Annotated in this window: 13 protein-coding genes; 9 read left to right on the forward strand and 4 right to left on the reverse strand. The window is 44.0% G+C overall.

Annotation, left to right across the window (positions count from 1 at the left end; translation table 11 throughout):
• The first annotated feature begins 79 nt into the window (after window positions 1–79).
• Complete coding sequence (locus NV381_RS26175) at window positions 80–496, forward strand: hypothetical protein (protein WP_258216243.1); 417 nt, start codon at window positions 80–82, stop codon at window positions 494–496.
• A gap of 90 nt (window positions 497–586) precedes the next feature.
• On the opposite strand, the gene NV381_RS26180 is transcribed toward NV381_RS26175, so the two are convergent.
• Window positions 587–790, reverse strand: coding sequence for a hypothetical protein (locus NV381_RS26180; protein WP_258216244.1), 204 nt, complete (start codon window positions 788–790; stop codon window positions 587–589).
• 448 nt (window positions 791–1,238) lie between these two features.
• Between NV381_RS26180 and NV381_RS26185 the strand changes: the two genes are divergently transcribed.
• Complete coding sequence (locus tag NV381_RS26185) at window positions 1,239–1,463, forward strand: hypothetical protein (RefSeq protein WP_258216245.1); 225 nt, start codon at window positions 1,239–1,241, stop codon at window positions 1,461–1,463.
• 94 nt (window positions 1,464–1,557) lie between these two features.
• Here the strand turns inward: NV381_RS26185 and NV381_RS26190 are convergent, their stop codons facing one another.
• The gene (locus tag NV381_RS26190; RefSeq protein WP_258216246.1) at window positions 1,558–2,448 is read right to left on the reverse strand and encodes an AraC family transcriptional regulator; all 891 of its coding nucleotides are present in this window, start codon (window positions 2,446–2,448) and stop codon (window positions 1,558–1,560) included.
• A gap of 182 nt (window positions 2,449–2,630) precedes the next feature.
• Here NV381_RS26190 and NV381_RS26195 point away from each other — a divergent pair, with 182 nt between their 5' ends.
• The 4 genes from NV381_RS26195 (at window position 2,631) to NV381_RS26210 (ending at window position 8,988) form a co-directional block, all read left to right on the forward strand.
• Window positions 2,631–7,391, forward strand: a complete 4,761-nt coding sequence (locus NV381_RS26195) for an alginate lyase family protein (RefSeq protein WP_258216247.1) — start codon at window positions 2,631–2,633, stop codon at window positions 7,389–7,391.
• A 233-nt stretch (window positions 7,392–7,624) separates the two neighbouring features.
• Window positions 7,625–7,747 carry a hypothetical protein gene (locus tag NV381_RS26200; protein ID WP_258216248.1) on the forward strand — a complete coding sequence of 41 codons (123 nt, stop codon included), beginning with the start codon at window positions 7,625–7,627 and terminating at the stop codon, window positions 7,745–7,747.
• Between the two features lie 238 nt (window positions 7,748–7,985).
• Window positions 7,986–8,444, forward strand: coding sequence for a VOC family protein (locus tag NV381_RS26205; RefSeq protein WP_258216249.1), 459 nt, complete (start codon window positions 7,986–7,988; stop codon window positions 8,442–8,444).
• Window positions 8,431–8,988 (forward strand): YdeI/OmpD-associated family protein, encoded by a 558-nt coding sequence (locus tag NV381_RS26210; RefSeq protein WP_258216250.1) that lies wholly within the window; start codon window positions 8,431–8,433, stop codon window positions 8,986–8,988. The genes NV381_RS26205 and NV381_RS26210 overlap by 14 nt, the downstream gene beginning before the upstream one ends.
• A gap of 202 nt (window positions 8,989–9,190) precedes the next feature.
• Here NV381_RS26210 and yfbR read toward each other — a convergent pair whose 3' ends face one another.
• Together yfbR and NV381_RS26220 are read right to left on the reverse strand one after the other, a co-directional pair.
• On the reverse strand, window positions 9,191–9,781 hold the full coding sequence (gene yfbR / locus NV381_RS26215) for a 5'-deoxynucleotidase (protein ID WP_258216251.1): 591 nt from the start codon (window positions 9,779–9,781) through the stop codon (window positions 9,191–9,193).
• 41 nt (window positions 9,782–9,822) lie between these two features.
• On the reverse strand, window positions 9,823–10,977 hold the full coding sequence (locus NV381_RS26220) for a polysaccharide deacetylase family protein (protein ID WP_258216252.1): 1,155 nt from the start codon (window positions 10,975–10,977) through the stop codon (window positions 9,823–9,825).
• A 269-nt stretch (window positions 10,978–11,246) separates the two neighbouring features.
• On the opposite strand from NV381_RS26220, the gene NV381_RS26225 reads away from it, so the two are divergent.
• The 3 genes from NV381_RS26225 (at window position 11,247) to NV381_RS26235 (ending at window position 15,714) form a co-directional block, all read left to right on the forward strand.
• Window positions 11,247–12,779 carry a fumarate hydratase gene (locus NV381_RS26225; protein WP_258216253.1) on the forward strand — a complete coding sequence of 511 codons (1,533 nt, stop codon included), beginning with the start codon at window positions 11,247–11,249 and terminating at the stop codon, window positions 12,777–12,779.
• A gap of 364 nt (window positions 12,780–13,143) precedes the next feature.
• Window positions 13,144–14,943 carry a two-component system histidine kinase PnpS gene (gene pnpS / locus NV381_RS26230; RefSeq protein ID WP_258216254.1) on the forward strand — a complete coding sequence of 600 codons (1,800 nt, stop codon included), beginning with the start codon at window positions 13,144–13,146 and terminating at the stop codon, window positions 14,941–14,943.
• 45 nt (window positions 14,944–14,988) lie between these two features.
• On the forward strand, window positions 14,989–15,714 hold the full coding sequence (locus NV381_RS26235) for a response regulator transcription factor (protein WP_258216255.1): 726 nt from the start codon (window positions 14,989–14,991) through the stop codon (window positions 15,712–15,714).
• Window positions 15,715–15,877: the final 163 nt, after the last annotated feature.

Here is a 15,877-nt window from a genome sequence, read left to right on the forward strand (position 1 = left end):
CCCTTCCATAATTTGCTTAGATGGCGCTTTATCGGGTATACTGAACGTAAAATGTGTTTTTAGAGACGGAGGGTTCCCATTGCATAACTTGTTCGTTTATTTACATGTACTATCAGCTATTTTAATGGGTGTGTATCTGATGTTTCCTTTCTTGTCCATGCGCATCGAGGCATTGTCAGGAGCTGCACAGGTAGGATTCTTGAACGTCTTGTACGCAACTAACCGTTCAGGACAGTTGGCTCTTGTCATCGCACTGCTTTCGGGGGGATACCTGGTAAGCAAGAGCGGTTTCTCGGTGGCTTGGATGATTATAGCCGTTGTTCTGTTCTTGGCGCTTGGCGGATTGACCGGAGTGCTTGGGAGTGCGATGCGCAAAGCATTGGCTGATGACAATGGCTCCAGTGTTAAGGCTCATATAGGCAAAATCAAGAAAATAAGCGTCATCTCTGGCGTGATTTTCTTCTTGCTTGTAACGATGATGAAGTTCCCTTTTTAAGCTGCGATTCAAGCAGCAGATGTTTTTTTACATAATGAATGGATACAGGAATTAGAGCTAGGGGATGTCCTTGAGTAGCATTAGCTACTTTTAGGACATCCCCTTTACTGTCCAAAAATGGACTTTATAAGGGATCAGCCAGCATTGTTTCACAGCTTGCTTCAGCATCTCGTCGGCATATTCCGCTACCTCTGCCATCTCGGCTAGATCTTGTTCGCTGTATTTGCGAACTTTTTCTTTTTCTAATTCCTCAATATCGGTTAATCGTATGAGAGTTCGGGGGTTGTCCAGCACTCAACCACATGAAAGAAAGGAATAGATGGAAATCCTCCCGCTAATCCAGCCTGGATTTCGTTTGCAATCAATATAACTGGAAAAACTCCTTCTAATATGGGTGATATGGATAATATCAGCCATATAAGGTAGAATTAGCATGAGAAATTCCAGTTAAAGGGCTAGAAACGCTATTTTCGGAGCAATTAACGTGACATTTTCCTGCTATTTGCGTGGGCGTGCTAAGTTGCTTTGCAATGCTGTAACCGAACCCGGAAGCCGAACTCGAATTCGAACCCGAACCCCCCGAACCCCGAACTCCGAAGCCCGAAGCCCGAAGCCCGAAGCCCGAAGCCCGACCCCCGACCCCCATGGTTGCAGATAAGCAGTGGAAATATGTATATCATACGTATGTAGGAGTTGAGGAGCTATTCGATTTGGCGGCAGACCCGGATGAGCTGACGGAACCTTGTTCAGTATAGCGGAGCCGGAGTCAGAGGCTGCCAAGCTGCAGCGTAATATGCGTCAATATTTGGTTGAGTGGTGCATGATCAATGGTGATCACACCATGCTCAATCAGGGTGACCTGCTAAGGGGCGAACGCGATCGGGAACCGAGTTCTGCCACGGTAGCCCAACATCCAAAATCCGCAGGAAAAGGTGTTCTTGGTCATTTTGGCAGAAGGTTTGTGTAATTATTGTGATTGGATAAACTAATAAGGTAAGTAAGCAGAGAAAGCAGCTCAAAGGCCCGTGAATCGTGCCGGTGAGCTGTTTTTTTCTACTACTTCATTCCCTTTGTGAATTGCGATACTGAATGGGGGTAATATTCATGATTTTTTTGAAAACCGTGCAAAAGTGGGAAGTATTGGGCATCCCAACCCTGTTGCCGATTTCCTTGAGAGGATATGTAGTGGTTCTAAGCAAAAGGCAAGCTTCACGGATACGACGGTTAGTCAGTGAAGTAGAGAAGCTGATGCCGGTCGTTTTACGGAACAACGAAGATAGATGATACATGGACAGATACAACTGCTGGGCTAGCTCCCCTATGGTCAAATCATCCATAAATCGTTCCTCGATGGCTTGCATAATTTTTTCAACATGATGAGGAAGAACGACTGTTCCCTGCTGTCCGGCAGGGGATATATCCAGTTCACGATATGCAATTTGCAATTGATTCAAAAATGAAATAATAAACAGCACAAAAGATTCGATGCGTTTTTCCGATAAAGGAGGAATCTCTTGTTGGTCCATTTCTTGCTGTAGTTGTCCGAACGAACGGCATAATTCCTCTAGAATGTTATACTCCTTCATAGGCCCGATAACGTGAGTTGCCGATTGGGAATCAAGAAAGAGCCTTACAAATGAACGTAACTGCGGAAAGGAATGAAGATAAGTTTCCAGTACGGAATAATCAAATAAGATTAAGGTACGGGTAAAAGGAACTTGGGGATCCATAATCACACGATGAAGCTGAAACGGATGGAAGATCAGCAGAGTACCTGGTTCAACGTCATAAATGTCACCTTCAAGAAAAACGCGGCCCTTGCCTGCATGAACGAACATAATCTCCATACTTTGGTGTGCGTGGAAAATCTGAGTAGGACCAATGGATTCTTTTGAATAATGGTAAAAATAAGGTTTGAAATGCAAGAAATGATTGATCGACAAACGATTCATGATGTATGTGTCCCTTCCTGATTCCAGGTTTCCAATTCATTCAGTTACAGTTAAGTTCCATATAAAAAACCATTTTCCTTCTGAATACCGCAAAATTACGAAATGATTCCGCAAATAAATACAATTAGAATTTGTTAAGATTATTTTTGAAAGCGTTTTATAATAAAAAGGGGTTGATATCAGTGAATGTACTACGACGATTTAAAAGTAAAATAAGTGGCCTTCTTTCCATTTTATTGGTATTGTCTGTACTTGGACAAGCTGGAGGCTTGTTTGTTTCGACTGCTAATGCGGCTTCGGACAATTTAGTGCTAGGGGCGAAGTTGGCCGGTTATAGTACTCAGGCAACAGCTGGAGTTGCTTCAAATGTATACGATGGCTTGATCTCGACGTATTGGCAGCCTAATTCTTCAGAGCGTGAACCAACCGGTAATGGGGCTTGGTTTGCTCTTAATTTAGGAGCTGTAAAATCATTTAATAAAGCCGTTTTCCAAATGGCTTTAAGTAATGGTGTGAGTAAAGTCAGGATTGAGTATTCGAATAATAACACTTCCTGGATCAAAGCTTACGAAGATACGGTAACGAATAAGGGTACTTCAGCTAGGACGGAATTGGTGAAATTAAATAATACTGTGACTGCGCAATATGTAAGAGTAACGTTCTTGTTTAGCGCGCAATCTCCAAATTTTCAATTAAGCGAATTTGAGCTATACAATGAGGGAGGTCCAACCGAGCCTGCCCCAGTTACTTCAGCATTCGTATCCAAAGCAAACGGTACAGCAACGATCCAATGGACGGATCCTGTCCTTAGCGCAGTTTATTTGGACTTCGATAAGGTTAAGGTCTATGACCTATCGGACGGAAGCAGGTCTGTCCTTGTTAACAAGGGACAGCAATCCGCAACATTTACGAATTTGAATGCTAATCAGGCATACAATTTCGCTATTCAAACCGTAACAACCGATAGTAAGAACAGCTCCAATGTAGTTGTATCCGTTAAGCCGGATATGTACCCGAACACCCAATTATTTAATTCGGGCCAGCTGAAAGCGGTTAAAAATAAGGTAATGACTCCCGGCAATACCGATTATTCGGCAGCTGTAAATCAATTGATTATGGACGCAGAGGTAGCAATGACCAATGGTCCCTATTCGGTCATGTACAAGACGGGGACCCCTCCTAATCCGAACGGTGATAAACATGATTATTGGAGCGCGGCGCCTTACTGGTGGCCGGATTTAACCAAGCCTGATGGATTGCCGTATATAAACAAAGATGGGGAGACCAATCCGGAAGGGCTCACGGATAAATATGACAAGCAAAGCTTCACCTTGCTGCGAACAACGGTTTCTACGCTTTCTCTTGCTTATTATTATACTAATGACAGCAAATACGCTGAACGTGCGGCCCTGCTGCTAAAAACATGGTTTATCGACCCGAATACGAAAATGAATCCGAATATGAATTATGCCCAAGGCGTAGGAGGGGCTGAGAACGGAAGAAAGGAAGGCGTACTGGAATCCGATAAGCTGTTTGAAATTATTGATGCTATTGAGCTTATTTCGAATTCAGCCAGTTGGACAAGTTCGGATACGCTAAGTTTCAAAAGCTGGTTAATGCAATACGTTGAATGGTTACAAACAAGTCCGCTCGCACAAGCAGAAAAAGCGACGATAAATAATCACGGCACATGGTATGATGCGCAATTCGTCAACTATTTGATGTATTTAGGCAAACGAGATGATGCCAAAACTTACTTGCAAACGACGGCAATCCCTCGCATTTCAGCCCAAATCATGGATGATGGGACGATGCCGGAGGAATTGAGAAGAACGCGTCCGTTTCATTATTTTTTATTTAATTTAATTCCTTTCTCCATGTTGTCGATTTTGGGTGATCAAGTCGGCGTTGATCTTTGGAATTCCGAAGATGGCATCCGCAATGCATATGGTTTTATAGCGCCTTATATTATTGATTTTTCACAATGGCCTTATGATGAGCTCCGTGATGAAGATGAAAGTGCCTTTGCAAGATATTTACGGGAAGCTGCCGTTAAGTATGGAGACGATAAGCTATGGAGTGCGGCAGAAATAATGCTCGGGGCACAAATAAATACACATCGCGTAAATTTGATTGCTCCTGGTAACATGGGTCCCGCTCCGCGTAAAGAATTGGTTACATTCAGTTTTCAAGGTCTGTATGTGCCTGTTACGGGAACGATCCATAACGATGAAATCACACTGGATGTGCCTAATGGAACCGATGTAAGAGGTTTGGTTGCTACTTTTAAAACCTCCGGCCAAAGCGTCAAAGTCGGTTCCATAGTGCAGGAAAGCGGCCTTACGGCGAATGATTTCACAAATCCGGTTGTTTATACAGTGTTATCGCCATCGGGTACAAGCAGGAGCTATACAATCAAAGTGAATGTTTTACCGAACAGACTGCCGGTTACCATCTATGAAACAGGATTCAGTGATTACAGAAACGATCCAAGCATAGATATAGACCTGTTAAAAGATAGCAGTAAAACTTTGTTCGACTTGATAAAGCCAATGCCTCAAGCTGTATCTGAGATGAAACCACTCACATGGTACAGCGGGTTTAATGACAATGGCACGATAAAATCTACGGCACGTATTTTTATCAAGGACGGCAATTCCCAGCATACGAGATCCATGCCAGCGGCCTTAAGGCTGTTAAAGGATACGGTTTACGGTTCTACCGTGACAATACCGATAAGCTTGAACAATTATAAAAATATTTCAGGCTCTTTCGCGGCAAGGACTCAAGATCAAACGGTAACTTATAATCTGTATTCCGAATGGTCAATAGACGGCGGAGCTACTTGGAACGTTGCAAATAAACTAACCCGTGACAGCAGTCACACCAAGCTGACGGATACTTACGGCAATTATCCGTTTACATTTTCAATTAACGATGCCAGAGCTGATGGCAATCCTAACTTTTTATTCAGACTAAGATTGGATAAAAGCAGTAGTGGTTACATGAACATTGACGATTTCAAATTAACAGGTGAACCTCTTTTCGATTTGAATCAAAAGGGACTTACTGAGTTCAGCTTCAAAGGTTTGAATCCGGAAGTTAACGGAACGATCGATGGGACGGAGATCAAACTTACGGTGCCTTACGGTACTAATGTGTCCGATTTGGCTGCAACATTCACCACCACCGGAACAAAAGTGAGAGTGGGTTCCACGACCCAGGTGAGTGGAGTTACAGCTAACAACTTTACGGCTCCGGTTGTTTACACGGTAGAAGCAGGGAATGGCACCAGACAGAACTATAAGGTAAATGTAGTTTCAACGCCTGGGGCTGATTTAACATCGCCGGTTTGGCCGAGTAATGCAACTCTTTCCTATTCCAATGTTAATCAAACAGGAATGCTATTAAGCTGGCCGACGGCAACAGATAATGTAGGCGTAAAAGAATACCGAGTCTACAATGGTGATACGCTGATGGGCACCGTAACTGGAACGACCTATTCGGTTTCGGGTTTAACGCCAAGAACCAATTACACGTTTAAAGTCGTCGCAATGGATCAGGCAGGAAATCAAAGTGCAGCACTTAGCGTAAATGCAGTAACACTTGCTTATAGCCATAGCTCCTCTTCCTCAAGTCCGGCAGCTGGCAGCCAGAGCACTGAGAATGCTTCAAATGCAGAAGTTGGAAAAGTGGATAGCGGATCTATTACCGTTAAAGAAGAAAAAACTGGCGATGGGCGTATAATTCAACTTGTTACTGTGGATGCAGCCGGGTTGAATAAGGCAATCGAAGCAATAAAAGGTAAAAATCCAAGCGAACAGAAAATCACGTTGGAGGTTAAAGGCAGCGGTTCCGCAATAAAAGTGGAGTTACCTGGCAGCGCTATTCAAAGCGGCAATCAATCTGCACCTCAAACGGTCATTTCCATTAAGACCGATTTGGCCACTTACAATTTGCCTATTAAAGTGATTGATGCAGGCTCTGTTGCGAAAAGCCTTGGTGTAGATATAAAGGATGTACAAATCACAGTAGCGATTGAAAAAGTTTCCGGAGCTATCGGGGAGCAAATTCTGCAAAAAGCCAATGCAGCCGGACTCACGTTAATTGGCGGTGATCAAGCGAAAGTCCTTGATTTCAAGATTACTGCTAGTGCTAAAGGTAATGTGGTTTCCATTGACCAGTTTAATCATACGTATGTTTCTAGAATAATCGTGATTCCGCAAACGGTAGACTCAACTAAAGCGACTGCCGTGCTTTATAACCCGACTACAGGAGAAATGACGTTCGTACCTGCTGTATTTAATGTGGTGGACGGAAACACTCAAGTCACGATCAAGAACCATTCGAATAGTATTTATACAGTCGTGCAGTCAAGCAAAAGCTTTGCCGATCTGAACGGTCATTGGGCAAAAGCGGACGTTGAGCTGTTGGCATCCAAGCTCTTGGTGAAAGGCTTGACGGATACGGCATTTGAACCGGGAAGTTCAATTACCCGTGCTGAGTTTGCCTCTCTGCTTGTCCGCGCTTTAGGATTGAATGCTGATCCTTCATCGAAGTTCTCAGATGTTAATAGCAAGGACTGGTATGCAAGCACGATCGTAGCGGCAGCGCAATCGGGGATCGTTACAGGCTTTGAGGATGGGACGTTTAAACCAAACGCTCCGATCACTCGTGAGCAAATGGCGCTAATGATTACAAGAGCCATGACTATCGCAGGTAAATCGAACGATACCAGTGGAAAAACAAAGCAGCTGCTCGCGAAGTTTGCCGACCAGGGCATAATCAGTGCATGGGCACAAGAGGCCGTAGCACAAGCAGTAGATGCGGTGCTGATTAATGGACAGACGGATACGACGTTTGTACCTCAAGCCAACGCAACTCGTGCAGAGGCAGCTGTGATGCTCAAACGGTTCCTGCAATATGAGGGATTTATTAACTAAGCAGTGCTAGCTCGCTAACATATTAACAAATAGGAAAAGCAGGTGGCCGTGAAGTGCCGCCTGCTTTTTTAATCTAATTTATATGTTTCGGGGCTCCCCGCAAAGTATCTGAATCAACTTCGAAGCAAGACCCCACTTTGTGGGGATTTTTTACTTGATTCTGCAACCTTGACAAGGCGTTCTTCCTGCAAGGACTGTGCAGCCGGATAACCTTGAAATTAGGAGGGCAGCGAATGGGTTTAGCTGGAATTTACGGAGCTAATTTTGCCTTCGCGCCATCATTTTGGGATATAACGGGAAAAGCTCCATCTAAAATCGGTAATATTGGATCATTTTTCTGTGAGGAGGAAGATTAACGGGACGTTTTACCGTTATTTACAGAAAAGGACCGATATGGCCCAGAATTAGCGGGATGTTTTCCAGTTAGACATAAGGGGGGAGCTTAGGAACATGAGCGTTACACTGACTATACGTCATTTACGAATGGGTAGGATAGTTGAAGAAGATTAGAAACACTGACATATAGGTGTCAGCATAGGTTGCTTATAATAACAATAGTGAACCGATAATAATTGCCTTAGGGGGAAATTAAGTATGAGCCAGAAACAAACATTGCGAGGATTTGCGACCATCAGCTACTGGGCGGATAATATGGAGGCGGCAAAGGCGTGGTACTCCGAACTGCTGGGCATTGCGCCTTACTTCGAACGCTCAGGACCAGATGGGCGGCTAGCCTATGCCGAGTTTCGCCTTGGAGATTACCAGCATGAACTGGGTCTGATCGATCGCCGGTTCGCTCCTGCGCGTGCAGCAGCTGGCCCTGGTGGTGCCGTCATGTACTGGCATGTTGATGATATAGAAGCAACGCTTAGGAATTTGAAAGCCATGGGAGCTGAAGAATACGAACCGCTCACACACCGTGGTGATTCAGGATTCATTACGGCTTCCGTCACGGACCCATTTGGTAATGTACTAGGTATCATGTACAATCCGCATTATTTGGAAATCCTGAATCTCAGAACTGAAGGTGACCTGGGTAATGGTAATAGATAAACAAGTGCAAGCTCGCACTCGACAAGAATGGCGAGAGTGGTTAAGTGACCATCACAGTACTGAAGATTATTGTTGGTTAATAACAACTACAAATCATCCAGTAAGCTATTTGGATTTTGTTGAAGAAGCTCTGTGTTTTGGATGGATTGACAGCACGCGCAAAAAACTGGATGACATTCAAACGGGGCAACGATTTTCACCCAGAAAGAAAAACAGTAACTGGTCAGAGCTCAATAAAGAACGTGTCCGACGGTTAGATAAATTAGGCTTAATGACAGAAGCAGGAAATAAAGTGTTGCCAGATATGAAAGTCGAATATTTTTTGATTAATGAAGCTATTTTATTGGAATTGCGTCAAGATAAAGAGCTCTATCGCAATTTTCAAGCCTTGCCAGAACTATATGTTAGAATCAGGATCGACAATATCCAGTCCGTGCAGTCCGATGCAGAGTTGTATCATAAACGATTGAAAAAATTTATTGAACATACCCGTGCAAATAAAATTTATGGACAATGGAATGATGATGGTCGCCTTTTAGGATAGTAAGCCGCGGCGGAACCTAACCTACAGCTTTCTACAAATGGGACGGGGAGATCGCTGTCGAGCTGCATTCAAAACAAATCCATAAAATGCAAAAATAACCTTCCAGCCAACTAAAAGTTGAAGTGAAGGTTATTTTGGCTACCAACTAAACAAATAAGTAGTGGCTGAAATTTTACAAAGCCCTTTTTGTGAAAGCACGAACCTATTCTTCCGACAATTCATCCAAAGTTTTCTCCAGGCTAGGTGCCAGGTTATCGAGAAAATACTGCATCTCCGGCATGTTCATCTGTTGGATGGACTGCTCAATCTGCTTCTTGGCGCTTCCGAATTCTTTATTGCCGGCCGATAGCTCTGTCACACATTTCAAGTAAGCATCGAGTAAATCGGCCGCTTTTACATATTTCTTTAATTCGTTGTTTTCACCGGTCTTCGTATCGATCAATGGCTCATAGACCGGACGCAGCTTGTCAGGAATCATATCGAGCATACGCTCCGCGGCCAGCTGTTCTATATCTCGAAAATTAGCTAATATTTTGGGATTATGATGCTTTACTGGCGTAGGTATATCTCCGGTAAATACTTCGGTTGCATCGTGGAACAGCGCCATGCTGACGATTCGGTCCGTCGGGATGTTTCTCTCATAAACTTCGTTGGCAATTGTGCACAATACATGGGTTAAGATGGCTACATGAAAAGAGTGCTCGGCAACGTTCTCCTTCACTACATTGCGCATCAGGCTCCAGCGTTCAATGTAGCGCAATCTGTACATATAAGCGAAAAAATGACTATCCATCGTGTCTCATCCTATCTGATTTTTTAACATCGGAGAATTGATTATTTTTTTATTACAGGTGTTTGGCGTACGGAAAAGCTCTGTACTGTTGGATTATACACAATTTGTACGCCGATAGCAGTTTCCAAATCTTTCAGGCCGATATAAACTACATTATTTTTCATATAAAGCGGTTTTTGCAGATTAATGGTCTTGCCTCCGGTTAGTGAAGTCAGCTTCTGACTGTTTACGGAGCCTACCCATGTGGTGTTCTGATATTGAATTTGTATTTGATTTTTGTTGGTTAAAGAAGCTTTGCCGCCCAATTGGCTCATGGTGTCCATTAGAGGTACTTCGTTAAATGGATGATTGGTCGCAACGACTCTTCGCCTGATAGAAGTTTCTAGGCCTTCCGGTGAAATAGCGCTGTTACCTGCATTGATCCTGGGGATTTGCAAAGGCTCCAGGTCTCTCGTAGCCATTTCCGGTACAATGGTAAAAGCGAATCTCATTCCGGCCTGTTGAATGTATTGGGAGGATAGCTTGTCGTAAATGCCAAAAGGATATGCATACGAATCGATAGGCTCCGGATACAGCTCGCTGAGCTTAGAGACACATTGTCCAGTATCGCTAAGAACCCTTTGCTTATATTCATCTTCCGTTTCCTTTGTGCCGTTAGTGATGATCCGTCCTACCAGCATGGCGCTATCGTCAGGTAATTTTTGATGCATGCTGTTGGTGTGGCATTGAAGATCTATAAAATTAGTATCACTTGTCATCTCAATAATTTCATCGCGGGACATGGACGGAATGTAGCTGGCTAATGGATCCTCCAAATCCCCGGTAATAACAAAATTGACCGCAGGGATGCGCATGCTTTTAAGTATGGGATAAGCATTTGTATAGAAGCTCTCATAGCCATCGTCAAAGGTTACAAGCACAGCATTATGTGGAACCGAAGCGCCCTGCATAAACTCCTTAAACTGCTGGAGTGTTATGAATTGATAGCCTTTATTTTTTAACAGAGACAATTGATCCTTAAAAAGCTGGGTTGTAACGGTCCCGGAGCTCTTCGCTTCGTCATCAACATGATGATACATAATAACAGCGACTTGATCTTTAAAAATAACGCTGGAATTGGCTGCATAAAGAGACGGTAGGATGATACTAAGGCCGAGAATACTGAGGGCCGCTGCTTTTAGAATGAGTTTGTTCATCTGCAATCGTAACTCCTTATCTGGTAGTCGAAATTTCCTAGTAGGTAAGAAAACATATTCTAGGTCCGAGGTAAGGATTCCTTCTGTGAGAACAGTAGAATATCGAAATGTTTGTGGAAACCGAAGGGATAAGGTGAGCTGCCAAATAAAGCCGCAAAACCGCCCCATTTTCACGGTTTTTGAACATGTCGGATTATGCTATTATATACCTATGCTTAATTCGTCCGGTTTGGAAGCCGGGCTTATCATTTTGAGAGGAGTTTTTATTCATGCAGCATTTCCAACAAAGTGTCTATAAACTGATTGTAGAAACATCTACGAACCTACCGGCTGATGTCCGCGAAGCGATTCAAGCCGCTAAAATCCGGGAGGACGCTGGAACGCGTTCTGCGCTTTCCTTATCAACTATTGCTAATAACATTCATATGGCGGAATGCAATGTCTCACCTATCTGTCAAGACACGGGGATGCCGACCTTTATTATACATTGTCCTGTAGGCGCTAACCAAATTGTAATGAAGAAACAAATTTTGGCGGCGGTAGCTCAAGCAACTAAGGATAGCAAGCTTCGTACCAATTCCGTTGATTCCTTAACAGGCGCTAATACAGGAGATAACTTGGGCCCCGGAACTCCGGTTGTTCATTTTGAGCAATGGGAAAAAGACGATGTCGAAGTGAAGCTGATCTTAAAAGGCGGAGGCTGTGAGAATAAAAATATTCAATACAGCTTGCCAATGGAGATTGAAGGCTTGGGCAAAGCAGGCCGCGATCTTGATGGAATCCGTAAGTGCATTCTGCATTCAATCTATCAAGCTCAAGGTCAAGGCTGTAGCGCGGGATTCATCGGAGTAGGCATAGGCGGTGACCGGACGACAGGCTACGAGCTAGCTAAACATCAGCTGTTTCGCCATGTTGACGATGTGAATCCCATTGAAGAGCTGCGCAAGCTTGAGGACTACATTATGGGCAACGCGAATTCGCTTGGTATCGGAACTATGGGCTTTGGAGGTCAAGTTACTCTGCTTGGGTGTAAGGTAGGCGTTATGAACCGTCTTCCAGCGAGCTTCTTCGTCTCCGTTGCTTATAATTGCTGGGCTTACCGCAGACAAGGCGTGCTGCTTGATTCAAACAGCGGCGATATTAAAGAATGGGTTTACAGAACCGGAGAAACGGTTCCTATGAATCAGGAAGCAGCGGCTTCCACTGAAAAAACCGAACGTAAAGAAGTTGTACTGCAAACGCCAATCTCCGAGGAGCAAATTCGTGAGCTGCGCGTTGGGGATGTAGTCATTATCAATGGTATCATGCATACAGGCCGTGATGCTCTTCATAAGCATTTGATGGATCATGATGCTCCATTGGATTTAAATGGCGCAGCGATTTATCACTGCGGACCTGTTATGGCCAAGGATGCTGACGGTGAATGGCATGTCAAGGCTGCCGGCCCGACCACAAGTATCCGCGAGGAGCCTTATCAAGGCGATATTATTAAAAAATTCGGTATCCGCGCTGTTATCGGCAAAGGCGGTATGGGCGCCAAAACGTTAGCCGCGTTGAAGGAGCATGGCGGAGTTTACTTGAATGCGATTGGCGGAGCTGCTCAGTATTATGCTGAATGCTTCAAAAAGGTTGAAGGCGTCGACTTCATGGAGTTCGGTATTCCAGAAGCGATGTGGCATTTGCAAACGGAAGGTTTTGCCGCAATCGTAACTATGGACTCACATGGTAACAGTCTGCATGCGGAAGTCGAAAAGGATTCTTTTGCAAAGCTTGCACAATTGAAGGAAACGGTTTTCTCCTAAAATGGATTTAATGTGAGATAGTGGCGAAGCTGCTGCTACGAGACCTGAAGGATGAATAACGGAACGGGGAATTCCTTTATTCCATCTGCCGCCTCTAACTTAAGGAGATTGCGGAAGTTGGAGTTCCGTTATTTGGGCAAATAGATGCACTAATGTGGAAAAACAGAGGGATAACGGAACAGCTTCTTCCGTAATTCCTCTGTTTTTTGTGCTTCTCAGACGATAGAGGAAAAAAAGTTCCGCTATTCTTTTCCTAAGCTTAACTCCCTTTACAAAAAAAAAACTAGCTATCTAACTATTGAACAGCTACGATAATGAGTAAACTATTTATTCATATAACCTCAAGTGAAGGGACAAATGAACGATGCATAAATTTCGTGCCCGGCTTACATTGATATTTATTGTGCTGATCGGTTCTTCCGTCCTTATAGCAGGTCTATTTATGGCTCAGATGCTGAAGGATTCGCACATAGAAGCATTGAAAGCGAACATGCAGCGAGAGCTTAAAATTATTCTGGTCACTCTGGATTGGAATAAGAATGGGTCGGATGAGGAGCAAATTCGATATTACACGGATCAAGCCAACAGGCTGAGGAAATCGGCTGATGCGCGCATTACCTACATTCGTGCGGATGGTAAGGTTCTGGGCGATTCCGATCATGCAGCGGCTGATATGGAGAATCATTCGGAACGTAAGGAAATTGTCGAAGCAAGAACCAGTGGTACCGTCGGATCGGATTCGCGCTATTCAGCCACAGTTGGCCGCAATACTCTGTATGTGGCAATACCGGTCAAGGAAAACGATCAAATCAAGGGCTACGTGCGTCTCGCTATGAGCTTGGTTGAGGTAGAAGCATCGATTAGACAGGTATGGCTGGGTTTGCTAATTGGCCTGCTGGTCGTATTTGCGCTTGCTGTATTAATTAGCTTTCGTGTGGCCTATAGCATTACAAAGCCGATAGAAATGATTACGAAGGTAGCTCATCAAATTACTAATATGAATTATAAAGCTCGCGTTCATGGACGTAAGAAGGATGAGGTTGGACAGCTCGGGCATGCGATCAATCGAATGGCAGACAGCCTGCAGCTGCAGATGAACCGGATTATTGAGGACGAAAGCCGCTTGAAAAGCGTGCTGGAGAATATGATCAGCGGCGTTATGATGATTGACCGTGACGGAAAAATCGTGCTGCTGAATCGTTCAGCAGAGGATATATTAGGCTTCTCATCCCAGGAGCTGCTGGGCAAAAAATTTGATGAGGCAAAGCAGCAGTTTGACTTTACCCAATTGATTCAGGAATGTTTTGACGTTCACGAGCATATCCGGGATGAAATGATTTTCTATTACCCGTCGGAGCGCATACTGGAAATTAACTTAAGCCCCATGTCTTTAGGTGAGGAAGAATGGGTAGGCGTATTGATAGTGCTTCATGATATTACTGCGGTTCGGCGGTTGGAGCGGATGCGGAGTGAATTTGTCGCGAATGTGTCCCATGAATTAAAAACACCGATCGCTGCAGTTAAAGGCTTCGCGGAAACGCTTCTTGCCGGTGCCTTAAACGACAAAGAAACTGCTAAGTCGTTTCTGCAAATTATTTTTGATGAAAGCGAGCGTTTGAACCGGCTCATCGGCGATATTTTGGAGTTGTCTAAAATCGAGTCGAAACGTATTCCGCTGCAATTTTCACCGGTTCATATGCAAACCTTTGTAGGCAATTGTCTGCATGTTATGAATTCGGAAGCGTCCAAAAAGTCGATTGAGCTCGATATGATTGTAGACGAGAATTTGTACATTGAAGCAGATGAGGACCGGCTGCGGCAAATTATGATCAATCTGTTATCCAATGGCATCAATTACACTCCTGAAGGTGGTAAAGTAAAAGTGAAGGTGGACTCTCTTCTTGGCGGAGGGGGCGCATCCGAAAATGAAAGAATTCGTATGACCATTTCAGACACCGGTATTGGCATTCCAAAGAAGGATTTGCCGCGTATCTTCGAACGTTTCTATCGGGTGGACAAAGCGCGGTCAAGAGTTTCAGGCGGTACCGGCTTAGGGCTGTCCATCGTCAAACATTTGGTTGAGCTGCACAGTGGGTCAATTAGGGTTGAAAGTGAAGTCGGTATGGGGTCGAAGTTCATTATCGAATTGCCGATTATTCATTAGTCATGCTATGATTGGTGTATACAGAAATTAAAGCGGGGGATTCCCATGCCACAAACTATTTTAGTTATTGAAGACGAGCCTACATTAGCAAGGCTGCTATCTTATAATTTATCGCAGGACGGTTATGAGACGAAGGTAGTGGATCACGGCAGCGATGGGCTTCAGATTGCTCTTCAGCAGTCGTTTGATTTAATTATTCTTGATATTATGCTTCCAGGGATTAATGGTTTTGAAATTCTATCCAAGCTAAGGCAAAAGGGCAATAAGACTCCAGTCATTATTTTGACTGCTCGCAATGCGGAAGAAGAGGTTGTACAAGGTCTTAAATACGGCGCTGATGACTACATCACTAAGCCGTTTGGTGTTGCTGAGCTGCTCGCACGTGTGTCTGCCGTATTGCGCAGAACGATGTCGGAGGAGCAATTGCAAGAGAAGAATACCGCAGGAGAGAAGGTCATCACTGTTGGTGAACTAAACATCTATCCTGAGAAATACGAGGTTATGCTGAATGGCGAATCCATCTCGCTTAGACCCAAAGAGTTCGAAGTGTTGTTGTATCTCGTTCAGCGGCCAGGTGTTGTTGTAACAAGGGATGATTTGATGAACATCGTATGGGGCTTTGACTACATCGGTGGGCAACGAACGGTAGATGTGCATGTAAGCTCATTAAGAAAGAAGCTCGAAATGAATCAGCAGAGTGTGCAGATCGAGTCGATTCGTGGTGTCGGCTATAAATTGGTCAGTACAAATACGAATATGAAGAAAAATTAGTAACTTAAGCGGCAAGCCTTTTGAATGAAACATTCAAGGGGCTTTTTTGCGTTTGTAAAAAATTGAACCTGAGGCGGCCATTTCCCGGGAAATGGGCATAAGCCAAAATCGTATATAAGGTTAACAGGATTCGAAATATATTTTTGGTGGTTTCTTGTCTATA

Source organism: Paenibacillus radicis (ex Xue et al. 2023) (assembly GCF_024722015.1).
GTDB lineage: Bacteria > Bacillota > Bacilli > Paenibacillales > NBRC-103111 > Paenibacillus_S.